Source organism: Bacteroidales bacterium, assembly GCA_021157585.1.
Lineage (GTDB): Bacteria > Bacteroidota > Bacteroidia > Bacteroidales > UBA12170 > UBA12170.
Map to the genome: position 1 here is coordinate 17,957 of JAGGWH010000032.1, position 25,267 is coordinate 43,223.

Annotated in this window: 20 protein-coding genes and 1 tRNA gene; 8 read left to right on the forward strand and 13 right to left on the reverse strand. The window is 32.9% G+C overall.

The genetic code is table 11. From position 1 onward, the window contains the following. The first annotated feature begins 40 nt into the window (after window positions 1-40). Entirely contained in the window at window positions 41-1,459 is a 1,419-nt protein-coding gene (locus tag J7K39_01660; GenBank protein MCD6178586.1) for a hypothetical protein, read from the forward strand. Between the two features lie 55 nt (window positions 1,460-1,514). On the opposite strand, the gene J7K39_01665 is transcribed toward J7K39_01660, so the two are convergent. From J7K39_01665 to J7K39_01705, 9 genes are all read right to left on the reverse strand, one after another. Next, window positions 1,515-5,399, reverse strand: a complete 3,885-nt coding sequence (locus J7K39_01665; GenBank protein ID MCD6178587.1) for an MMPL family transporter — start codon at window positions 5,397-5,399, stop codon at window positions 1,515-1,517. Next, window positions 5,399-6,592, reverse strand: a complete 1,194-nt coding sequence (locus J7K39_01670; GenBank protein ID MCD6178588.1) for a DUF2062 domain-containing protein — start codon at window positions 6,590-6,592, stop codon at window positions 5,399-5,401. Before J7K39_01670 ends, J7K39_01665 begins: the two co-directional genes overlap by 1 nt. Then, complete coding sequence (locus tag J7K39_01675) at window positions 6,592-6,966, reverse strand: hypothetical protein (GenBank protein MCD6178589.1); 375 nt, start codon at window positions 6,964-6,966, stop codon at window positions 6,592-6,594. Before J7K39_01675 ends, J7K39_01670 begins: the two co-directional genes overlap by 1 nt. After that, the gene (locus J7K39_01680) at window positions 6,953-7,597 is read right to left on the reverse strand and encodes a hypothetical protein (GenBank protein MCD6178590.1); all 645 of its coding nucleotides are present in this window, start codon (window positions 7,595-7,597) and stop codon (window positions 6,953-6,955) included. The genes J7K39_01675 and J7K39_01680 overlap by 14 nt, the downstream gene beginning before the upstream one ends. An 89-nt stretch (window positions 7,598-7,686) precedes the next feature. Beyond that, window positions 7,687-8,412 (reverse strand): rhomboid family intramembrane serine protease, encoded by a 726-nt coding sequence (locus J7K39_01685; GenBank protein ID MCD6178591.1) that lies wholly within the window; start codon window positions 8,410-8,412, stop codon window positions 7,687-7,689. A 40-nt stretch (window positions 8,413-8,452) separates the two neighbouring features. Next, window positions 8,453-9,316, reverse strand: coding sequence for an RNA polymerase sigma factor RpoD/SigA (locus J7K39_01690; protein ID MCD6178592.1), 864 nt, complete (start codon window positions 9,314-9,316; stop codon window positions 8,453-8,455). Window positions 9,317-9,480: 164 nt separating this feature from the next. Beyond that, window positions 9,481-10,653, reverse strand: a complete 1,173-nt coding sequence (locus J7K39_01695; protein ID MCD6178593.1) for a DEAD/DEAH box helicase — start codon at window positions 10,651-10,653, stop codon at window positions 9,481-9,483. Between the two features lie 64 nt (window positions 10,654-10,717). Then, window positions 10,718-12,676 (reverse strand): dihydrofolate reductase, encoded by a 1,959-nt coding sequence (locus tag J7K39_01700; protein MCD6178594.1) that lies wholly within the window; start codon window positions 12,674-12,676, stop codon window positions 10,718-10,720. A gap of 421 nt (window positions 12,677-13,097) precedes the next feature. Further along, complete coding sequence (locus J7K39_01705) at window positions 13,098-14,942, reverse strand: hypothetical protein (protein ID MCD6178595.1); 1,845 nt, start codon at window positions 14,940-14,942, stop codon at window positions 13,098-13,100. A 97-nt stretch (window positions 14,943-15,039) separates the two neighbouring features. Between J7K39_01705 and J7K39_01710 the strand changes: the two genes are divergently transcribed. The 7 genes from J7K39_01710 (at window position 15,040) to J7K39_01740 (ending at window position 20,649) form a co-directional block, all read left to right on the forward strand. Beyond that, window positions 15,040-15,972 (forward strand): glycosyltransferase family 2 protein, encoded by a 933-nt coding sequence (locus J7K39_01710; protein ID MCD6178596.1) that lies wholly within the window; start codon window positions 15,040-15,042, stop codon window positions 15,970-15,972. Between the two features lie 128 nt (window positions 15,973-16,100). After that, a complete protein-coding gene (locus J7K39_01715; GenBank protein ID MCD6178597.1) occupies window positions 16,101-17,048 on the forward strand; it encodes a glycosyltransferase family 2 protein in 948 nt (315 codons plus the stop codon). 9 nt (window positions 17,049-17,057) lie between these two features. Beyond that, complete coding sequence (locus J7K39_01720) at window positions 17,058-18,272, forward strand: glycosyltransferase (GenBank protein ID MCD6178598.1); 1,215 nt, start codon at window positions 17,058-17,060, stop codon at window positions 18,270-18,272. A gap of 4 nt (window positions 18,273-18,276) precedes the next feature. Continuing rightward, on the forward strand, window positions 18,277-19,488 hold the full coding sequence (locus J7K39_01725) for a glycosyltransferase (GenBank protein MCD6178599.1): 1,212 nt from the start codon (window positions 18,277-18,279) through the stop codon (window positions 19,486-19,488). Window position 19,489: 1 nt separating this feature from the next. Further along, window positions 19,490-20,107 (forward strand): acyltransferase, encoded by a 618-nt coding sequence (locus J7K39_01730; protein ID MCD6178600.1) that lies wholly within the window; start codon window positions 19,490-19,492, stop codon window positions 20,105-20,107. A gap of 65 nt (window positions 20,108-20,172) precedes the next feature. Further along, window positions 20,173-20,245, forward strand: a tRNA-Lys gene (locus J7K39_01735). Window positions 20,246-20,370: 125 nt separating this feature from the next. After that, entirely contained in the window at window positions 20,371-20,649 is a 279-nt protein-coding gene (locus J7K39_01740) for a hypothetical protein (GenBank protein MCD6178601.1), read from the forward strand. Window positions 20,650-21,126: 477 nt separating this feature from the next. On the opposite strand, the gene J7K39_01745 is transcribed toward J7K39_01740, so the two are convergent. The 4 genes from J7K39_01745 to J7K39_01760 all read right to left on the reverse strand — a co-directional run. Continuing rightward, entirely contained in the window at window positions 21,127-22,263 is a 1,137-nt protein-coding gene (locus tag J7K39_01745) for a glycerate kinase (GenBank protein ID MCD6178602.1), read from the reverse strand. Next, complete coding sequence (locus J7K39_01750) at window positions 22,245-23,237, reverse strand: hypothetical protein (GenBank protein MCD6178603.1); 993 nt, start codon at window positions 23,235-23,237, stop codon at window positions 22,245-22,247. The genes J7K39_01745 and J7K39_01750 overlap by 19 nt, the downstream gene beginning before the upstream one ends. A 181-nt stretch (window positions 23,238-23,418) precedes the next feature. Beyond that, complete coding sequence (locus J7K39_01755) at window positions 23,419-24,744, reverse strand: sugar porter family MFS transporter (protein MCD6178604.1); 1,326 nt, start codon at window positions 24,742-24,744, stop codon at window positions 23,419-23,421. A gap of 61 nt (window positions 24,745-24,805) precedes the next feature. Continuing rightward, window positions 24,806-25,267, reverse strand: a 462-nt coding sequence (locus tag J7K39_01760; protein ID MCD6178605.1) for a fibronectin type III-like domain-contianing protein, incomplete at its 5' end; no start/stop codon positions are given.

Sequence of the window (25,267 nt, forward strand, 5' to 3'; positions counted from 1 at the left end):
TAATATAAAAACAGAATTAAACATTTAAAAAACAATTGATATGAAAAAATTATTTTATTTATTTTTAATGGTCGGTCTGATTACAGTTAGCTGTAATAAGCCCGAAGAAATAGCTACCGAGCAAGAAGTAGTTTTTAAAGCGACTACTGCCACTACCGGATTTAAAGCAGATGACTGCGACAATGAAGTTGCTCATTACGCTTTAATAGAGATTGATAATGATATTCTTAAAGTAGATGTATTTTATTTAGAAGGAATGATCTACACTAACACTATTAAACTTTCTCCCGGAAATCATACGATTAAAAGTTTTGTACTTAAAAATGATAATGGAACACCAAACGATGATACCGATGACATCATTGTAAAAGCAACTCCTTTAATAGGTTCTGATTATGCCGGATTTGTTCAAAATCCACTTCCTTTCGACTTTAACGTTGATGCTTTTTATAAAGCTGAGGTAAATATTGAAATCCTTTGTTTTGAAGCTGCAGAAATTACTGACTTTGGTTTTGCTTGGTTTACTGTTAACGAAATTACAGTACGCGAACTTTGTTTCTTTGGTGACTTCTGTACTAAATACTATAACGATTATGCCGGATCTCTTTACGAAGGTCAGGAAAGTGGCTTACGTCATGATATGCCTGCTATCTTTAAAATAGATATTTATAGAAACAACAATTTCCTAATTAGCTATAATAACGAAGAATGGTTAGGTGAAGGCGCACCATTATGTGTTCAATATCCGGATTTTGAGAATGTAACTGACAATTATGAGTTTAGACTTTCTATCTTAGTTAAAGTAGGTATGAACTTTGAATACAAACATTTCTATACTTTTACAACTACTGATGATGGAACGATTGCTAATATTGGTGATGACAATGTTTTAGACTTTGTTCTTGGAAGCTGTGTTCCAGATGCAGACTTAATTCTTCCTCCATATATGAACCTCCCTGCTAACGTAACTATGACAACAGGTAGTACTCATTCGCCTGGTAGCTTAGGAACCTATTTTGATATTACCCTTTCCGGAATAGGTGCCGGTTATGATATTGGAAATCAAACCTATGGTGTCTTTTGTGCCGATAAAAATACATCTATCGTATTGAATACAACTTATAATATGGATGTATACACTTCTTTATATCCAGACTTACTCCCGGGTGCTTTTGCCGCACAAAAAGACGTTCTTGATAATATTAACTGGTTGGGCAATAACCTATACCGTTATGATGGACATACTTGGGCAGATATTCAAGATGCCGTATGGATGATATTAGGTCAAATTTCAACATCTTCAACTCCATTTGCAACTCAAATGGCTAGTGATGCTATGTTATACGGTGATGGTTACATACCTCCAGTTGGTGGTTGGGCTGCTGTATTATTTGTAGATCCTACAGCCGATGATTATAATAAAGTATTACAATTACTTTTTACACTTGTAGACCCTTAATAAATAATAGTTTAATCTGAAGAGAGGAGGCATTTTGTCTCCTCTTTTTTTATGCCTAAGCTTTTCTGGCAATATAAATTAAGTTAGAGTTAAGCCTTGTTTTATCAATAACTTCAAAATTATAATTACGAGAAATAAAGAAGGCTTCTAATCGTTTTTTTGATGTAAAGAAAAGTTGTTTGTCTGTGGTAGCGGTTTTATTAAAACCTATAAGCTTAGTGGATTGCCACTCTGAGAAACGTGTACCTTTATGCTTTTTATGTTGACTATCAGCATCACGAATAATAATCCGTCCTCCGGCATTGAGTTTTGAAATACATCTATCTAAAAGCAAATCCTGCTCTTCAAAAGGTAAATAATGTAATACATCACTCAGCACAAAAACATCGGCTTCTTCAAACACAAAGGTCGAAACATCCCCTACTTCAAAACGAATCTGATCTTCTGTAGAATAGGTACTCTCATGGACATTCTGTGCAATTCTAATTTTGTCTTCATCATAATCCACTCCGATAATTTGCCGTTTTTCTGATAAGAAATAAAGCATATAATCCATAAAACCATATCCACAGCCTAAATCAATAATTTTAGCATCTCGAGGAATCAGCTTATCAAATAATTCATAATTATTATCAAAGCGAGTTTTTATTCGAGCATACCACTCCAAAACAGGACCTTTATAAATATAATTATTAATTAATTTAGTACGAAAATACTTTGGACTTTCTTGCTTCTGCTTCAAAATATCAAATTCTCGAATATAGAATTGGCGGAATTCTTTTGAGCGCTGGGCATAGTTTTGAGTAAAATTAGAATCGTTAATTTTTATTCTATCTAATATTTTTACGGTTATATGTCCACTTTTCAAAAAATTTTCACCTTTTGTAATACAATCGCCAACACCGTGTAACAAAACCGGCAGAATATCTAATTGTAATTTCTCTGCTATATAAAACGCGCCTTTATGAAAACGCCTAATTTTTGAGTTCTCGGAACGTGATCCTTCAGGAAATACCATTACCGAATATCCCTGCTCTACTTTTCGTTTAATTAAAGGAAGATTATCTTCCAAACGGTCGAGTACAGGATAAAAATGTGCCATTCTAACCAAGACCCCATAAAAAGGATTTCGCTGCACCCAATCGTTAGTCAGCAATATCATCTTGGGATAAAGCATTAAAAGCAATACAATATCAATATGCGATTGATGATTACTAATAATTACGGCAGGCTTGTCAAATTTTTCTTTATCGTATCCTATTACTTTTTTAGGGACATAAAACATAACATAAACCATTGCCTTACTACTGAATTGTAAAATTCGATGAAATAATAAGCGTAGGTTTTCACGTCGCCCGGGAATTAGCTTTAGCAATATAAAACCTGAGATTGTACTTACAATAGTGCCTAACAAAAAGAAAATAAAAGCGATTATTGAACCAAATATATTTCCTAAAGTCATGGGTAAAACACGTTTCTTCCCTTTTGTATTTACCAAAAAAGAGAAAAGCCAAGGCTGAATTGTAAACGCATTTAACAAAACGGAAAAAAGTCCCACAACAGTTACCAAAGCCATTGACTTAAGAGCAGGATGTTCTGCGAATATTAATACACCAATACCTAATATTGTAGTCAAGGAAGAAAAGAAAATGGAAGTTTTAAAGGATAATAACACATTCTTTCCATCAGAATATTCTTTCATTAAACCTCTGGTTATAAATATACTATAATCAATACCCAAACCAAATATTAAAGTTGAAATAACAATATTCACAATATTAAAAGAGAGTCCAAAAATAGCCATAATACCTAATGTCCATATCCAACTTATTATCATAGGCAAATAGGTAATTAAGGCCAATTCTATACGTCCAAAAGCAATAAGGATAATTAAGAAAACCAATAGCATACTTACAATTACAAGTAAGTTGAAATCAGCTCTAAGAGCATCCATAAATCGTGTTGCCAAATACTCCTTATCCATAACAGTATTAGAAAATTCAGATTTTCTTAATGCATCATGTAGTTGTATTTTTTGCTTATTAGAAACTTTTATTTGAGTTAAAACAGTATATCCGCTCTCATTTTCTTTTATTAACTCATTTAAATAATGCTTACGAATAAAGTTCTTATCCTTTTCTGTTATAGGAAAATACTTCCTGTTTAATGATTCTACAAAATCGTTAAAAGTATTAGGTTTAAATCCGTATTGCTGTCGGATTACATCAAGATTTTTTTTAAGAGTTTGTATTCTTTCGGCAGTCCAGAAATGCTGCCAACGTTCCAAACGTTTTTTTTGCAATCCTTCTGAAGGGAGCAAATACTGTATTCTTGTATGTTTTAAATCAATTCCGTCATCTTCAACAAAGCCATCTAAGACTTGCTGTATTTTTTCAGCATTATACAAAGCAGAATCCAGACTTGTTGCACGACTTATCAGAAATACATTTCGTTGCGAAACCGAGCTAATGCTATTTAGTTTTGCTTCTGCCGTTTTAAGCTTTTCCGACATATAATTAATTGCATTCAGATCACCCTCAAACTGAACTTTTCCGGAAAAATAATAGAAGAAAGGAGTGATAAGTAAAATTGAAATAATCAGCCATCGCTTTTTATGAAAAGGAAAATTAAATAAAGGCTTTAGTTTATCCTTCAAACTATTATTCTCAATAGGTAAGCCCTCAGTCTCCGGTAAAAACAAAGGGATTATAATCAGAGAAAAAAGAGCTGCAAAAAGAATACTAATACCGGCAAAAAGTCCCATATCACGCAATGCACCGGAAGAAATAGACAAGAGTCCAAAAAAAGCGGCTGCTGTTGTAAGTGAGCTTATTAAAATAGGAGACGTAACATCTTTTAAAATATCTGTTACAGAATGTCCATTTTGCGAATGAGTAAAAATATGCAATACATAATCAATACTAATACCTACCAAAATTGAGCCCATCCCAAGTGCAATTGCAGAGACCTCTCCTTTTAGTAAATAAAGTATTGCCATTGCCGTTAAAACAGCTAAAGCTGCCGGAATAAATATAATAACAAACAAACGTTTTCTACGATAGAAAAAAGCTACTAATAAAACTATTGCAAAAACAGCAATAACAACGGTAAGAATTACATCGCGCTTGATTTGTTTTGCATTAGCATAAGCAACTGCCGGAGCTCCAAAATACTGAATACTCAGAATATAATCCTTATCTCTTTCAATCTTTTCTACCTTACGCTCTATACTTTCAATTAATCGCCCATTATTCTTACTATCAGAAGATTTATAAGTGGGTTTAAGATAAAAAATCAAATGTTTTTTATCTGATGTAAAAATTGCATCTTTATAAAGTTCGAAATTGCTATCGAATTGAAATGTCTGTAAGCGTTTTAATGGTTCTATACTAAGACCAACAGGATCCTGAGCAATCATTTTCCGCATAAACATAGCAGCAGGAGAAAATAGGCTTTTGTATTTCTTTCGGAAGTTAGTCTCCAAAACCTTCTTCTGAATCATTTTTTCAATAACAGAATAGTCTCCCTCTTCTAAATAATAAGGTAAATAATTAATAATGAAATTATAAACCTGATCTATTGATGATGGACTTACTTTGTATTGAATATCTGCTATTAAACCACTATCATCCTTTTGTAAATTAGCAATTAGAGAATCGGCTGCTTGCAAAAGAATTTCAGGATTTACTTCTGTTGAGTCGCTTAGCTCTAAATGAAAAAATATACGATCGGCAAAATCAATAGCTTCCAAATTCTCTATTAAATTGGTCGGCATATCTTTCTCAGGCAGTAATTTACTTACATCTTCAGAAAGCTGTAAACGACTTGCATAAAAGCCCGTAACAGCAATTAAAATTACAAGTAAAGCAATAAAAATCCACTTAAACTTAAGAATTAAATGATGAAGACCTATAAACAACCTTTCCATAATTCTAATCATTATTTACTTTCCCCTGAGGGTAATTCTGTATTTATTTCCTTCCTAAAAGCTATCAATAAAAAGTAACTAACAACTCCGCTCAATACACCTGCAATTCCTGCAAAAACTACAGCTCCAAGATAATATTGAAACAGATCATTCTTAACATTATCAAAGTCGAACTGCGGACTAAAATTTATATGAGATGATTGATTTAAAAGCAATCCACCCGTTATAAAACTAAGGTAAAGCAATATAGGAATTACCGGCGGTATACTAATATTTGCAGCTACCAAAACAATTACTTTATTTAAACGAAATATTGAAGCCAAAAATACAGCCAATAACATTTGAAACCCCCAAACGGGAAAAATACCCATAAAAATACCGAAGCCAATAGCAACAGCCATTTTAAGGTTACTATCTTGAGTCCGCAAAATCTGCTCTTTAAGGATTTTTTTCGTATCTCCTTTTTTAATACTTCGAAATAAATCGCGTGGTTTTATCCATAAAAGAGCAATAATAACAAGAATAGTATTGAGAATACTTATTCTGAAAAAATCCCAAAATTTCCGAAAATGAGTAATTCTATCTTCCGGATAAAGAACTTCAATAGGAACACTATCTATCTTCACTCCCGCCCAAGAAAGTCTAACCAAACTTTCAATCTCAAACTCATAGCGAGAAGTATAAAAACGCATGGAATTTATTTCTTTCAAAGGATATAACCTATATCCGGATTGAGTATCAGGCAAAGCATTACCGGTTTCTAACTTATACCAAAAATTAGAAAACTTATGACCAAAACTACTTCCTTCCGGTATTCCATCTGATTCCATATTTCTAGCGCCAACAAGCATTATATCGGATTCTTGCTCAAGTTTTTCTAAAAACAGATGTAAGTCTTTTGCCAAATGCTGTCCATCAGAATCAATACTTATAGCATATTTAAACCCCATCTCTTCGGCTTTAGCCATACCTGCAAGCATAGCTTTTCCTTTCCCTTTATTTGTAGGAAAACTGACGACTGTTAATTGGGAATATTTATTTAAAATCTCGGCTGTATTATCTGTAGAACCATCATTTATTACAACTATCGATAGTGTATAATTCAAAATATCATCTAAAACAGCAGACAATTTGCCGGCATTGTTGTAGGTTGGAATAAGCACACAACATTTAAGAGTATCAAACTGATTCTGTAATAGCGGCATTAGTCTTTTATTAGTTTATAGTTGGCACTTATCTTAAAATAGTTTACTTTTTTACAATCAATAATTGCCTGAACCTTAATAGTTTCAGACTCCTTAGATTTTATTATAATTTCAAAATCCAACTCATTAATTTCTTTGGGATTAATGAAATTAAGAAATTTTATATTCTTGGCTTCCTTCAAAACCAACTTACAAGCAAAATCTTCTTCCAATACTTCTTTAATCATTTGTATTAAAACTACACCCGGAACAACAGGAATATCCGGAAAATGTCCTTGAAAAATCGAATGTGAAATATTCAATTGGAAAATTCCAGTCAGCTTATTTTTTACCCGATCAAGCCTTGCTATAGTATAAAAATCATTCTTCAGCATTAATAATTTTTTTTAATCGAATAGAAATTGAAGGATGTTTTGTCTTTATCAAGATTTCTTTCGTTTGATTATCAAATTGTATCAAAGCTCTTTTTCGTCCACTTTCCAAACGCTCTATTTTGTATATTTTCTGATCTTCAGTCATAAAATAATCCCATTGTTCCTTGCCACTTTCCAAACGAGAAATAAATTCTTTTTCCTTTTCATTATAAAGGAATTCCTCAGAGATATTCGTTAAAATACCGGGATAAAGCACTTTCATATTATCAAATAAAGCATTTGTAATATACGGATTATCCAGATGTTTCATAATATAATGAAGGCTTAGCGAATCTCCTTTAAAATACTCAACATCAAATACTTTCAAGCCAAATTCCGTTACCATCAACAAGCGAATAGAAGATTCATCAGCTTGTTTTACCATAAGTAATCCACTTTGTTTTTGATGAAAAGCCTCAATATTAATCTTATACAATATTTTTTTTTGCGAATCAGCGAGCCAAAAATTTTCAGGAATATCTATACGATTTTCTGTATATCTATACCATCTGTGAGTTTTTAAATTTGCACAAGCCGAAAACAGCATAAGCAAAACCAATAAACCCAAAATATAACGATATACTATTTTCATTCTTAAGTATTAAACAGGCTTACAAAGTAAAAAAGTTTTTTTGTTTTTTTATGGTCTTCTCTTAAAGGAATATTAACAAGATTTTAAGTTTATCTCCGTCTGAAATGTGTAGCTCGAGCGTTTTTATCTAAGCCATTTTTATCGGGCGGAATATTTGTCTTCCAATATGCATCATCATCTTCATCATCTTCATCATCTTCATCATCTTCGTCCCAATGATATACTTGAGCTTTTGGACCTTGATTCCGATAATATACAGCCATTAAAAGACCTGCAATAAAACCAAACAAATGACCTTCCCAGCTTATATTTTCATTGGGAAAAAGCTCCGGGAAAAAGCCCCAAACCAAACTTCCGTATAAAAAAGTAACTATAAGAGAAACAACCATTAAAGTTCTATTTTTTCTAAAAATCCCACTAAAAAATAAAAAAGCGACGAAGCCATAAACTAAAGCGCTTGCCCCAATATGTATAGCTTCTCTTCCACCTATCCACAACCAGATTCCACTTAAACCATATATCCAAAGAATTACTTTCCAAGCAATTTCTCGATAGAAATAGAAAATAAAACCACCTAAAACAAAGATTGGGACAGAATTAGAAAATAAATGAGCAAAAGAAGCATGCAAGAAAGGCATACTTAAAATTGCAGGTAAACGAATTAAACTACGCGGTAAAATACCTCCGGCTGACAAAGAAAAGTGAAATACTACTTCCACTATCTTAATAAGCCAAATTACAATTATAAAAACCGTGGGATAATAAAATGCTTTTATAAAATCATTTCTTTCTTGGTTTTTATCGAATTGACTCATTCATCAAAAATAAAAAAAGAGGCTTAGCCTCTTTAAGTTCTTAACCCAAATATACCTTAAGTAATTTACTTCGTGATGAGTGTTTTAACCGCCTAATTGCTTTTTCTTTTATTTGACGCACTCTTTCGCGAGTAAGATCAAACTTATCGCCAATCTCATCTAAAGTAAGCCCATGATTTAATCCAATTCCATAATACAAATTTATTACATCTCGTTCCTTTTCGGTAAGTGTAGCTAAAGAACGTTTAATCTCAGCATTCAAAGACTCTCGCATAAGAGAGTCGTCAGTTTTTGCAGCTTCATCAGAAGTAATAAAATCAACCATAGTGGTGTCATCATCAGGTGCAATTGGAGCATCAATAGATATTGAACGGCTAGATATTCTCATAGCTGCATCTATCTTATTTTGAGGCGTTTCCAAATCGTCTGCTACCTCTTCCATAAAAGGAGCTCTATTTAATTCTTGCTCCAATCTGGATATCGTCTTCTTAATCTTATTAATAGATCCAACTTGATTTAATGGCAAACGAACTATTCTTGATTGCTCCGCAAGAGCTTGTAAAATTCCTTGACGAATCCACCAAACGGCATAAGAAATAAATTTAAAGCCTCTGGTTTCATCAAAACGACTGGCTGCTTTAATTAAACCCACATTGCCTTCGTTAATTAAATCGGGCAAACTCAAACCTTGATTTTGGTATTGTTTAGCAACAGATACAACAAAACGCAAATTGGCTTTTACTAATTTATTAAGGGCAACACGATCACCCTCTCGTATTAATTGGGCTAATCTTACTTCTTCGTCGGGACCAATAAGACCTTCACGACCAATATCCGTTAAATATTTATCGAGAGAAGCATTTTCCCTATTGGTTATAGATTTATTTATTTTTAATTGTCTCATTTATTATTCCAAATATTAACTGCCTAAATATCAGATTATTCTGTTTTCAGACTTTAGCAAATATAATAAAACAAATGCAGACTTCCAAAAGAATATAGTTTCCCAAGTTGTTAAAAATTACTAAATAAATACAGGAGCATTTATTTAGACTATTTAAGAATAGCTTATGTTCTACTTGTTTTTTTCTTAAACTTATTATTCTTATTGTATTTTTGAGGCTTCTTATTCCAAGTTTTCTTGGTAACAATATATTCCGGGCCGGGTTTAAAACCTTCCGGTAAAGGAATCTTAAAGATTTCTTTTTCTATAAGCTTTTCTATTCGTTTGAACCTAAAAACATCATCTTGATTAATAAGAGAAATAGCGAGGCCTTCTCGCTCTGCCCTTGCTGTTCTACCAACACGATGCACATAATCTTCGGGTTCGGGTGGAATATCAAAATTAATAATTAGGTCGATATCATCTATATCTATTCCGCGTGAAACAATATCGGTAGCAATCAATATTTTATGCTTACCATTTCTAAAATCCAGTAAGATTTGCTCTCGTTCACTTTGTTCGTAAGCTGAGTGAATTCCTTTAGCAGGGATATTTTTGGCACGTAGTCGTTTAACAATTTCATTAACTGTCACCTTTCTACTACTAAAGATAATAAGTTTATTATCTGCCTTATCCTCTAATAAATTCTCTAAAAGTTTAATTTTCTGATCATCATTTACAAGATAAGCAGCTTGAACAATTTTTTCGGCCGGTTTTGCTATCGCGATACTCACTTCCTTTGGGTTTGAGAGTATTTTCATGGCTAACGTTTTAATTTTCGGATTCATTGTTGCCGAGAACATCATATTCTGCCTATTCTTTGGCAGCATTTTTATAATACTCGAAATATCAGGCAAAAAGCCCATATCTAACATTTTATCGGCTTCATCCAAAACAAAATACTTCAAACTCTTCAAATCCACATAGCCCAAATTCAGATGGCTAATCAAACGACCGGGAGTTGCAACAATAAAATCAGCTCCATCTGTCAAAGCTTTCTTTTCATACTCCCAACTACTTCCACTTCCTCCTCCATAAATAGCCAAAGAGGTTAAATCAGAATAATAAGAAAATCCTTGCAACTGCTGTTCTATTTGTTGTGCTAATTCGCGTGTTGGAGCAATAATCATTGCTTTTACACCGGCTGTTTTGGGTTGTTCCAAAATTTGGTTAATGATGGGTACAAGAAAGGCAGCTGTTTTGCCCGTTCCGGTTTGTGCAAAAGCCATCAGGTCGTATCCATCTAAAATAATAGGAATACCCTCCTCCTGTACCGGAGTCGGCTCTGCAAATCCCATTTCGTAAAGAGAATCGGCTAAATCGGGAAGTAAATCAAAATCGTCAAAAGTCACATTAGTAAATTTATATTAGGCTTGAATAATATTGTGAATAATATAGCATCTGCTGAGTAAAATCATCGGGATAATTTATTTCTACATCAACTATTTTATGTTCGTCAAAGATAGGCGAATATTGTGGATTTATAAATCCGGCATAAGCGGCGATATTAAGTTTCTCCCAGCGTAACAAAACTTCTTTATGCAATTCTACATCCACCTTAACGCCATAATTTTCAACTAAATTTTTAGCGGCTTCGTAATCGCCGGTCGATTTAATACGTTGGACTTCTTTTAAAAGTTCTCCGAAAAGAATATTAAGCTTTTTATAATCGCGAATAACAAAATAAGTTTTCCCATCTTTTTTTACTCGCTCGATTACATTTTCTTCATTTCCCTTCTCAAAAACCCATTTTGCAATCAATTGTCGGTTACGCATATGCGATTCTTCAATATCCTTCCCCAACTCTACTCTTACCAACTGTGTTAGCAAAGAAGAGCGAATAAAGGAGTTATATTCGCAAACACCTGTATTTTTATCAGTCATTAAACCTAAATCAATAAGTTTCTGATCCATAGCAAAATAAAGAGCTACTAAATCGGCTCTAGCCTCTTCGATAGTAGAAGCATAGTTTTTAAGAGTTACTGCCGGCTCTGCAACGCCCTCTTCTATTTTTCCTGAGCCATGACCAATAATTTCGTGAAGATCGACATGAAGTTTTGATGCCAAACTGCCATATTTTTTATCGAGCTCAACTTCTTCTTCCGAAAAGGCAAACTCTTCTACCACTCCACTATTTTTTGAAGCCAAATCATAAGCATCAATAATATTACTGATAGAAACCGATTTAGAGCCATATTCTGCACGAATCCAATCTGCATTAGGTAAATTAACACCAATTGGTGTTGATGGGGAACAATCTCCCGCTTCCATAACAGCAAATATTGCTTTTGCCGTAACACCTTCTATTTTCTCTTTTTTATGTTTTGGAAAAGTACTCGAATTTTGCTCAAACCAATTAGCGTTTCCACTAACAGTTTCGGCTCTTTTAGTAGCTTCTTCATCACGAATAGAGACCAAAGCCTCATAAGTAGCTTTTCTGCCCAAAGGATCGCCATATGTTTCTATAAATCCGTGAATAATATCAACTGAAGATTCTGTGTCCTGAAGCCAGGCAAGACTATAATCGTCGAAATCTTTAAGCTCTCCGCTTTTATAAAAATCAATCAACTTCTGAAGAGCTTTTGTTTGTTTATCATTTTCCGCAAAGCGAACTGCTTTTTCAAGCCAAAAAACCATTTTCCCGATAGATGCAGAATAATGCTCTCCAATTTTATAAGTTAACTCTTTTATTTGTCCGTTTTCCTTTACCAATTTAGAATTAAGTCCAAGAGAAATTGGCTTTTTAGCATTCAGAACTTTTTTAGTATTATAAAATTCCTCCGCCTCTTCTTGACTAATATTTTCATAAAAGTTACAGGCAGAATTAAGCAATAAATCGTTTTCAGCATCTAAGCTTAAACGTTTTGCATCAAGCGTAGGATCAAAGATAAGATTAGTAAATTCTTCTATAAAATCGTTAAATATTTCTTCGGCGAAAAACTTATAATTAGCTTTATCTGAATTAATTAGCAACTTCTTAAACTCTTCCCTGCTACAAGTTGGAAAGAATTTATCCATAGCATAATGATGATGAATTCCGTTAGAAAACCAAAAACGCTTTAGATAAACAACAAAGGCTTTAAAAGTTTCGCTTTCGCGATTTCCGGTATATGTTTTATATACATTCTCCAGATTATGTCTAATAAGTAAATTGTATTTATAATTTTGATCATAAATAATATCACGCCCCCACAATGCCGCTTGAGATAAGAAATAAACTAAACGTTTTTTTTCAAAACTCAGCTTTTCAAATTCGGGAACTTGGTAACGTAAAATTCGTATATCGGCAAATTGTTCAGTTTGTATTTTAAAATCAGTCATAAAAGTTAAAGGCTATATATTTTTTTATAAGGAACAGGAAAAATAAATATTAATTTTAGGTTGCCAAAGGTACAAAAAACCTATGTTATAAAAACTCCTCTCTTAGTTTATAAATAACAAAACAAAGGCTTTAACTCGCCCTACCCCTCCTCATTTCAATCCGTCGGCTGACGGAGAGAAATCCCTACCAGCATACAAACAGATTTCTCATCCCATTACACTCCATTAGAAATGATGGGATTGTGAGATCTCTCCGTCGCTACGCTCTGTCGAGATGAGGGAAACCCCTTAATTATCCCGAGGGTTCTAAACCATCGTAGGGATTTGGCTTGATATAACGAGGGCTGCGCTTAGAGCGAAACCCTCGTAGGGATTAATACCATTGCAGTATATATCTTAAAGACACACCGTAAATAAAGACCTATCCTATAAAATCACTTAACTTATCTCCTCCTTTCTTAACCAAGAAAATATCCCACCAAAGTGTCATAACCAAAAGATTGATCATACGGTTAGCCATAGTTTGCTTATACCAGAACCAGTAATTTCCCGCTACCGATGATTCATAAGCCTTAAAGAAATTCTTCAAGAATGATTTATCGAAAAATCCTGTAGCAATATCGCTACCGATTATATAATCGTAAATTTTTTGACGTTTATTTCCATCGGAAAAGAACATTTCTAAGGGTGAAAAACCTCCTTGTTTTTTACGTGAAGTCACCTCTACCGGAAGTTTTGGTTTTATCAAAGCTTTTAGCAAATATTTAGAGACTCCTTTTCCCTTTGCAATATCCTCAACACTTCCTTTTACTTTTAAATTTCTTGGAAGTGATTTAACAAAATCAAAAACATCTTTATCAATATAGGTAAAAGCAAGGTTTACTCCATACATTTGTGAAATTCTTGAAGCTTTATTAATAATTACTTCTGTTGAGTTTTGCTTAATGTCAACATAAAAATTTCTAATATTAAATAAATCATCAAAAGAACCGGATTTATCGGGAATAGCTGATAAAACAGGATGCTCTTTAAAAGATTTACCACCTAAAAGTTGCTTAACCTGATATTCCTGAAAACCAAATTGATCGGGACGCATTATTCCAAGAATTTTATCGTTATGGAAGCGCGCTCTAAAGAAAATATTATCTTTTTCGAAAAAGGAATTTTTTGATATAGCTGAGAACACATTTTGTAAGGGTGATAAATAACGTTTTTTCAACAAATATTTATAAGCCAACTCTTTAAGCGCAGCCGTAAATAGCTGATCACTACCATCTCCCCCAAGAACTACAGGCAATTCTTTATCATGAACTAATTTCATTGCAGAGTTATTCAGCATCCATCCCGATTCAGAAAACGGATCTCCCATATTTTTCACCAAAAAAGGCAACTCTTCCAACTCGGAGCCATCCATCAAATATTCGTTATGTACTGCGCCAAACTGCTCCGCCATCATACGTGCATATGGTAATTCCGAAAAGGGATTGTCCTTAAAACCAATAGAATAGCTTTTTATCTTTCCTGAGAACACCTCAGGCAAAATAGAAATATTTCCACCGGAATCGTAACCTCCACTAAGCAATGCTCCAACGGTTTCCTGTCCTTTAATACGTCGGAGAATTGAAAGCTTAAATAAACGTTCATACTCTTCCCGAGCCTCGGTTTCGTCCATAGTTGTTCTACCGGAAACAAAATCCTCGTAAGTAAAAAGGCTACCTAATTTAAGACCTTCCTTATTTTTAGTTAAAATGCCACCACCTTCTAGTTTTTGCAATCCATTTAAAGAAGTTAGTGGAGCAGGAATATAACTATACATCAAATAAGATGCTATTGCATCCCTATTTGGGACAGCTTCAAAATCATTAAAATTAAATATTTGATCGAAAAGATTGGTAAAATAACGATTGGTAAAGAAAAGCATAGGTCCTTCGCCATATCTGTCTCTAACAGCAATAAATTCATCTTCCCTGTAAATCAAGATTAAAAATTTACCATTCAGTTTTACAAAAGCTTCTACTCCTTGTTTTAAAAATAAATGAATTAAAAGATTAGCATCTGCATTTTTTTTGGGAGTATAATGAATATCCAAATCTTCTTGATTATATATTATGCCACTAAAAAACAAAAGGATATTACCAATTCTAACTTCCTGAAAGTTATCCGTTAAAACAAAAGGATGATTCTTATTCGAGACAGCTGCGAAATTTAAATTAGAGTTAATATTGGTACTCAAATCAAAACTTCCATAAAGGTTGGTGGTTTTCATCTAAATCTTTTTTTGTAATAATGTTCGTTGCATAAAGCGGGTTAAAGATAGGAAAAGATTCTACATTTTTCATAGATTTGACCATAAAATATAAAAAATGCCCAATAGCACTCTCAATTCTTTTCCTCTAATTTCTATTATTACGGTAAACTACAACCAAGCTAAAACAACGATGGAGATGATAGAATCTCTTTCAAATATTACTTACCCAAATATAGAAATTATTGTTGTTGACAACGCCTCTACTAAAGAAAGCCCTCAAATAATAAAAAAAACATATCCTCGAATTATTTTAATAGAGAGTGTTCTGAATTACGGTTTTGCAGGAGGCAATAATTTGGGAATTATGCGTGCCCGTGGGGAATATATTTTGTTGCTAAATAACGATACTATAGTTGAACCTCACTTTCTTGAGCCCCTTGTAAAAAAGTTTCAGGATAATCCTAAAATCGGTGCAATTAGTCCAAAAATTCACTATTTCTACAAAAAAGACACTTTTCAGTATGCAGGATATACAGAAATAAATAAGTGGACTATACGTAACAAAACTATAGGAGAAAACGAGAAAGATACAGGACAATACGACGAAGATAGAGAAACGGCATACACTCACGGAGCAGCTATGATGGTACCTATGGAAGTGATTAAAAAAGTTGGTATGATGAGTTACGAATTCTTCCTCTACTATGAAGAGGCAGATTGGTGTTTAAGAATTAGGAAATACGGATATAAAATTATGTACGTTCATAACTCATTAGTATATCATAAAGGATCTGTTACTACAGGAAAAAACAGTGCCCTAAGAGTTCATTATTTAACAAGAAACCGACTTGTTTTTATGCGCAGAAATATACACGGGATAGAATTTGTATTCGCTCTACTATATCAGTTGGTTGTCGCAATTGGAAAAAACAGTATCATTTTTATACTAAAAGGAAAATGGAAACTCGCCGGTGCATATTGGTCTGGAATACTTTGGAATATTAAGAATGTTTTCAATAAAGAGATTCATGACAATCCTATGATATAATTTTTTACTCTCTTGTCATTAACCTACAAGCTTTCTTTGTAAGAAAACAAATAAATATTTGCATCCGAACTTTTTTTTTGTAATTTAGAATCGTCATTTGAATTCCAATTTTATATTAATTAATTCATATGCAAAAGAACAATTTAATGAAAGAAAAACCACTAGTTTCCGTTGTATCCGTACAATATGGCCATCCTGAGGTTACTTTAGAGATGATTAAGTCACTAAAAAAAATCTCTTATCCGAATATTGAAATCATAATCGTTGACAATGCAAGCCCTGACGGTAATCCCGACATTGTAAAAGAAGAGTATCCTGATATTATTTATATTAAAAGCGATAAAAATTTAGGCTTTGCAGGAGGTAATAATTTAGGGTTTAATGTAGCAAAAGGGAAATATATTCTAATGCTTAATAACGATACTGAGGTTGAAGCAGGATTCTTAGAGCCTTTGGTCGAAAAAATGGAAAGCGACCCAAAAATTGGTATTGTTAGTCCAAAAATAAGATTCTACAATAAGCCCGACACACTTCAATATGTAGGTTACGAACCAATTAATCCCATAACACAACGTGGAGGTGCAAAAGGATTTGGAGAAAAAGATACCGGGCAATACGAAGTTGATGCCGAAGCATCATATGGTCACGGAGCAGCTATGATGATTCCGATGAGTGTAATTAAAGAAGTTGGACTTATGGCAGATATTTTCTTTTTATATTACGAAGAATTGGATTGGGCTCATCGTATTCGTAATGCCGGTTACAAAATATTTTATGTGCATAATTCGCTCATTTATCATAAGGAATCTATCTCTACAGGTGGACGTATAAGCTCATTACGAGCCTATTATATGACACGAAACAGGATATTATATCTTCGACGGAATTTTTCAGGCATCACATTTTTATTAGCCTTACTATATCAAATGTTTATAGCTATACCTAAAAATACCGTAACAAATGTTATTAAGGGAGGTCCAAAATTTATCCGTCCGTACAGTATAGGTATTCTTTGGAATATTTATAATTTCCGAGCTAAGAAAGTACATTTTAGTCCAAAATTAAAAACTAAATAAAGTAATACTATGAATATAATTACTACACTTTTAGAAATTATTAACTGGATATTTTATGCTTATATAGCCATCACCAGCATTTACATCTTCATTTTTGCTATTGCCGGATTATTACCTCATAGAAGACGAATTCCCAAAGATAATATAGAACGGAAATTTGCCATTATGATTCCAGGCTATAAAGAAGATGAAATTATTGTTGAAGTCTGTAAAGATGCTTTAGAACAAAATTATCCTAAAGATAAGTTTGATATTATCGCGATAGCCGATTCTTATAAACCCGAAACTTTAGCTGCTTTACGTGAACTTCCCATTAAAGTTATTGAAGTATCTTTTGAAAAAAGCACCAAATCAAAAGCACTAAATAAGGCAATGGAAGTATTAGGCGATGATTATGATGTAGCACTTATTTTAGATGCAGATAATCTTATCGCCGAAGACTTTACAAGCAAAATAAATCAAGTATTTCAAGCGGGATATAAAGCTGTTCAAGGTCATCGTGTAGCCAAAAATGCAGATACCGGATTTGCTGTATTAGATGCAATTTCAGAAGAAATAAATAATCATATCTTTAGAAAAGGGGCTCGTGTTTTAGGTGTATCTTCTGCTATTATTGGTTCCGGAATGGCTTTTGAATACAGTTTCTTTAAAAATATGATGAAAGATGTACACGCTATTGGAGGATTCGACAAAGAGATAGACCTTAAAATGTGCCGCGATGGCATTACTATTGAATATGTACATGATGCATATTGTTACGATGAGAAGGTTCAAAAAGCAGAAGTTTTCCAAAATCAGCGTCGCCGATGGCTAAGTGCACAGTGGATTTATTTTAAACGCTTTTTCTTAGCCAGTTTTATTGCTTTTATTACCAAAGGAAATATCGACTACTTTAATAAAGCTTTCCATACTTTTCTTCCGCCACGAATATTATTATTAGGATTTATGGGTATTATTTTCATTATTAGCCTTTTCTTTTTCCCTAATCCAATAGCAATAGCCTGGATGGGGTTATTTGCCATAGTGGTACTCACTTTTTTATTTTCTATTCCCAGAAAATTCTACTCATTAACAACATTTAAAGCGATTCTGCTTCTCCCTAAAGGATTCTTTCTTATGTTTTTATCGTTACTTAAAATAAAAGGAGCCAACAAACAATTTTTACATACAAAGCATAGCAGCAGTGGAACAAACATTAAAGATATTAAAAACCAAAACAAATAATAAGATGATAGTAGGTAGAGATATTATTGTTGTAGGTATTCAACCTTGGGATATAGAAATAGGCAGTAATTGCAAAAATATTGCAGAGGAAATGGCACGATTTAACCGTGTGCTTTATGTTAATTCACCTTTAGATAGAAATACCAAGAAAAAAGACAAAAACGACGAAAGAGTTAAAAGAAGAATTAGAATTTCTAAAGGATTAGAAGAAGATTTGGTAGAGATAAAAGAAAATATGTGGAATCTCTTTCCTAAACATATGGTAGAATCTATTAATGCTATTCCCGACGGTTTTATATATGATATCTTCAATAAAAAAAGGAATAAAATTTTTGCTAATGATATCCAATCAGCTATTGATAGGTTAGGATTTAAAGATTTTATAATTTTTAACGATAGCTCGATGTTTTTGGGTCAAGATTTAAAGAGCCTTTTAAAACCCAAAACCTATGTTTACTATATGCGCGACTATTTAACCAAGAATCCATATTGGCGTAAGCACGGACTACGATTAGAGCCAAAATTAATAGCTAAAGCCGATGTAGTTGTCAACAACAGCACACTCTATACCGAATACGGAGCCAAGTTTAACAAACATTCCTATATGGTTGGACAAGGCTGCGATGTGAGCCTTTTTAATGATAAGGACAACAGCATTGCTATTGCTGATGACATAAAAAATATTGCAAAACCTATTATTGGCTACGTAGGCTTTTTATCCAGTCGCCGTTTAGATATCGACTTGCTCATTCATATAGCTAAAACTAAAAAAGAATGGCAAATTGTTTTAGTTGGTCCTGAAGATGATAACTTTAAGAATTCTGACTTACATAAATTTGAGAACGTTCACTTTTTAGGAAGCAGAGATTCTTCCATTTTACCGAATTATATTAAAGGTTTTGATGTATGTATGAACCCTCAATTAATAAATGATGCTACCATAGGAAATTACCCTCGTAAAATAGACGAGTATTTGGCAATGGGAAAACCGACTGTTGCCACAGCAACCAAAGCAATGGAATACTTCAAAGAAAATACTTATCTTGCAACTACACATGAAGAATGGATTATTGAAATACAAAAGGCATTAGATGAAGACTCTGTAGAATTACAAATGCAAAGAACAAAATGTGGCATGAGTCATAGTTGGGAAAATAACGTAAAAGAAATTTATAAATATATTGAGGCCTTTGAAAAAAGACAGATAGAAAAATAGCATGAGTTTAAAAGATAAATTAAAATCAGATCCTAAGATTAAAAAATTGGTAATGTGGATGATTCACCCTCCACGGAGACCGCGACCACGTTTGTGGATACGATTATTTGTGAATCCTTTCTTTCATAAACGCGGAAAACATAGTTTAGTAAGAAGTCGCCAATCACGTATTGATGTGTTTCCCTACAATAAATTTGATGTTGGAGCAGATACAATAGTAGAAAGCTTTACCACTATTAATAATGGTGCCGGAGATGTAATTCTTGGGGATAAATGTAGAGTTGGCATAGGGACAGTAATTATAGGTCCTGTAACAATGAAAAATGGTAGTGGAACAGGACAGCATGTTTTTATAGGAGGTTTTAATCATGGTTATAAAGATGGCAACCAAAACTCTAGCACACAAGCCTTGGATTTAAAAGGAGTAATAATTGAAGAAGATGCCCATATTGGAGCAAACTCGGTTATTGTGGCGGGTGTTACCATCGGGAAACGCTGCCAGATTGGAGCGGGAAGTGTTGTAACAAAGAGTATACCTCCCTATTCCGTTGCCGTAGGAAATCCATGCCGAGTTATCAAACGTTTTAATAAAGAAACCAACACTTGGGAAAAGCTGTAATTATTTTAAATAAAAGTTTTGGCTTTAAAAAATAAAATGTACTTTTGCAGCCGCTTAACAGCAATGATTTGGTAGCTCAGCAGGTAGAGCATCTGCCTTTTAAGCAGAGGGTCCTGGGTTCGAGCCCCAGCCAGATCACAATAAAGACCGAAACAGAAATGTTATCGGTCTTTTTTTTGGGGTTTTTCAATGGTGTCTATTTTACTTATCTATTTACTTCCTTTTACTACATTTGCCAAGATTTTTCAAAAACTCATATATTTATGCTAGAACTCAACTCTAATACCCTTATTAACAACTATTTTAAACAAATTCATACTCTGCTCAATTCCAAAGATCTAAACATTACTTATTCAGGGAATTATAAAAATAGAGAAAAGAAAATAATTGGTAAAAGCTGTACTCCAAAAATGGAAGTATATGATTACAATATTAACTTCCAGAAATTTCCAACGCAAACACAATTACATCAGCAGCATATTGAAATTAATCATTATTTTTTCGAGTATTATTTAATTGGTCAAAGCGGAACTAATCTATAAGAAATACTCAATTCTGATATTGATCACATTTTTCAATATGAAATACCAAAATATGTTGAAATGAACCGTGCTGAAATACTCTATATTGCACTTTTATTAAAGTATGAACAATTAAACAGAACTTTACCCTGTAAGTTTAACAAATTTACTTATAAAAGATAAAACTGCTGAAAAATACATTGGTCAGTTTAAAGAGATTAAGCTATTGAGCATGAGCATAATAAATATACAAAAATCACAAATTAGGATATAGGAAATAGGATTCGATAACGATTAATGAAATTCTTTTTAGGGTAGTCCGTTTGCTCCAGCGCGACTTGGTCACTTTAGTCCAGCGAACATGGTCAATTTGATCCGGCAAAGTGTGGTCAACTTAAGCGGGTTTTCCAAACTAAATACAGGATTGAATTTTAACGGATATAATTTCATGATGCTTAATTTATTTATAAAATCGAAATAATTAAGATTGTAAAAGTATTAACTTCTAATTCTTTCAAAGGCAATTTCTTCAAGATATTTTGCAGCATTTAGAATGGCGTCATCAAAGGATACATTGAGATCCATTATAGCATTAATGGCGATTGGTTTTAATGAATGAATGACAAGCTCTTTGTCTTTTGCAATTCCAGAGACGATGCAAAAGGGAACATTAAATTGATTGGAAATTTCACTAATTCCTTTTACTACTTTTCCATCCAGAGTTTGTTTATCCACACTTCCTTCACCTGTAATTATTAAATCTATTTTATTAAAAAAATGTCGATGAAAATTGGTTTGATCCATCACAAAATGAATTCCAGATTTCATTGAAGCATTTAAAAAACATAATGCGCCTGCGCCAAGGCCACCAGCGGCTCCAGCTCCTTCAACAGCCGCAACTTTTTTATTTAAATATTTTTCAACCTGTAAACTAAAATGTTTTAATCCTTTATCAAGTTGTTCAATTTCTTGATCAGAAGCACCTTTTTGTTTTGCATAAACAAAGCTAGCTCCATTTTTTCCATATAACGAATTTTTAACATCACAAACAACAGTAAAATTAAGTTGGTTTAAAACGATAAATAAATGCTTGTATTCAATTCTTGAAATGTTAATTAGCTCTTTTCCAATAGGTGATAAACGGTTATTTTGATCATCAAAAAACTGATAACCTAAAGCTTCAGCCATACCTATTCCAGCGTCATTCGTTGCACTACCTCCAATAAAAAGAACAATCTCTTTATATCCCTTTTGAACTGCATCTAAAATTAATTGACCTGTTCCAAATGTAGTGGTATAATAACAATTTCGTTGTTGAGGTTCTAATAATTGTAAACCTGAAGCACTTGACATTTCTATAAATGCTGTTTTTTTAGTACTTAAATAGGAAGCAGAAATTTCATTAAATAATGGATCTTTAACGACAACAGAATGAGTTAAAAGTTTAAAATGAGTGTTTAAAATTTCTAAAGTACCTTCTCCACCATCTGCTAATGGATGTTTAATAGTTTCTATAGATCTATCAAATTTTTTAATTCCACGTTCAATTGCATTACAAACCTCCACGGCAGATAAGGAACCTTTAAATTTATCAGGGGCAATTAACACTCTCATTTTTATTGTTTTTTCAGCCATCTATATTCAAATGGTTTTAAATGAGTAATGCTCCGTTCGTGGTCAACCCTCTTACTAATATCAAGAATCGGAACGCCTTTAACCTTAGCATATTCACATAATTTAGTATAATAATTTGCACTTTCATTTTTCCCAGCAAAAACTAAATATATGTTGTTCTTTTTATTAAAAACTTTACCATTGTATAGTTTAGAATCTAATAACAAGGTTTTATTTTTAATTACTTCAGCAACAACATCAATTGCTAATTCAATTCCTTTACGTTCAACAACACGTGTAGCCTGTACAAAAAGAATATCTCCATTTTTTACATTTAACTCTTCTCTTAAATTGTTGTTGTAATTATCTTTTACGAGATTATTTTCTAAAAAATCAAACACATTAGGAACAACATTCGCTTCTATATTAAATCGTTCTTTTAATTCATTCTTAGCAATTTTATTAATACAAACATGTGAAATATGCTTATCAGTTGGCGGAAAATATTGAACCAATAAGTCGTTAATAAAATCAACTTTTGGGTTGGAATATAAAACTCTTTCCCAATGAAAATCGTGATGGTGACAAATGGTTTTTATGCCTGTTTTTTCAATCACTTTTGTAAAAGCAATACCTGCTGAAAGATGCCAACCTAAAGACAAAATATTATTAGGCACCAGAACATCTATTTGATGCTCATTAATACAGTTAACTAAATCCTGTTCAATTTCATCGGCCAAAATCAAAATATCATCCTTGAGTTTTTCTTCAGAATCATAATCTTGAAAACTACGATATGCATTATTAACAATCTTCGTATTTAAAGGATATTGATAATGCAAAGAAGGAATTATTTTGGCCGAACTTGCTCCTTCACTTCCTGCAATATAGATAACTTTATGCCCTAAATTTTCAAGGGCAATTTTCCATTTAGCCATTTCTAAAGAAACACCGTCAGTTTCTCCTACTCTAAAGTGGCAAAGTGCTACATTCATAAATAAGATTTTTTACTTTTTGGTTTGAATTAACCCTTCATTTATATTTTCTTCAACAGTAACACGAAATATAATTTCCATGAATGAACCTTTATATCTATCTAGTGCAAGAATAATTTTCATTATTAAAATTTAGATTTTTATTATTCAATAGTTTGTTACTCACATTTTAATAAACACCCTAAATACCAAGTTTTTTTTGAATATCTTCCAATGATTCTCCTTTGGTTTCGGGCATCATAAACAGGGCAAATAATAACTGCAATACCATCATTCCTGCAAAAATTGCAAAAATAGGCCAAGGATTCACTTCAAAAATACTAATAACCACAGGTCCAAGAAGTGTAATTAAAGCCGCAAACACCCAATGTGTACCCGTTCCGAAAGCTGTTCCAGAAGCTCTTACATGATTTGGGAATATTTCAGCTATAAACACCCAAATAATTGCCCCCTGCCCAATGGCATGAGATGCAATAAAAGCCATCATTGATACAACTAAAACTGTTGTTCCCAAGTTTGCATAAAATGAAAGTGCTATCATTGAAAGACTAATAATATAGCCTATAGACCCTATGATAAGCAATTGTTTCCTACCGGCTCTGTCTATAAAATACAATCCTACAAAAGTAAATATGAGGTTAATTCCTCCAATAGCAATGGAATTAAACAACGAATCTTCTGAACCTAAACCTGAAAGACTAAAAATTTCTGGTGCATAGTATAGCACAAAATTAATTCCTGACAACTGATTGAAAAAAGCTATCAAAAATGCCAAAACTAGTGGTTTTTTATATTTTTTAAAAAAAGGGCCTTCGTTTAAACTTTGCTTTTCAGATTCAATAATCTCCTGTAGTTCATTTTCTGGATCTTCTTCCCCCATTTTAATCAATACTTCTCTGGCTCCTTTTATGTCTTTTTTAACAACTACAAGCCATCTTGGACTTTTAGGAACTCCTAAAATAGCAAAAAAGTATATTGCTGCTGGTAATGCTTCAACACCAATCATCCATCTCCAATCATTGTTACCTCCAAATCCTTCTAATAAGTAATTTGAAATAAAAGCTATCAATATTCCTAAAACCAAATTGAATTGGTATAATGCAACCAATTTCCCTCTATTCTTAGGAGTAGATATCTCAGAAATATAAGCTGGACCTGCCACTGTAGAAGCTCCAACACCTAAACCACCAATAAATCGAAAAAATGAAAACATATAAGGATCTGTTGCTAATCCTGATCCTACTGCAGATACAAAGTACAATATTCCAATCCAAATTAGTGTGTTTTTTCTTCCTATTCTCTGGGTGGGAATTCCTCCAAAAAGGGAACCTACGACTGTTCCCCATAAAGCCATGGACATTATAAATATGCCATGAAATAAAGGTGTTGTATCCCATAATTCTTTAATGGGGAGATTTGCACCTGAAATAACAACAGTATCAAAGCCAAATAAAAAGCCCGCAAGAGATACCGTAAATGCCCATAAAGTTTGATTATTAATTTTCATAAATATTAGTTTTGTTTGTTGATAAATAATTTAGTTTAGAACTTCTATTCTTATAGAATCATCAAAAATTAATTTTAGATTTTTGTAGAATATTAGTAGAAGAATTACCAACAAGTATTTCAAACTCACCTTTTTCTAAAACCCAACTTTTTGTATTTATATCGTAAAACTTAAAAGCATTTTCTGGCAACGAGATAATTACCGTTTTACTTTCTCCAGGTTGTAAAAATACTTTTTCGAAACCTTTTAATTCCTTAACAGGTCTAACTACTGAAGACTCAAGATCACTTACATACACTTGTACCACCTCAGCACCAGCCTTCTTACCGGAATTGGCTACCTCTATAGAAACGCGGATTCCATTCTCCCTTTTTTCTAAATTTAAATTATCAAATACAAACGTTGTATAAGATAGTCCATAACCAAATGGAAAAAGTGGCTCTACAGGATTTTTATCAAAATGACGATACCCCACAAAAAGTCCTTCCTTATAAAAAACACGTTTATCGCCGTCCTCATCATA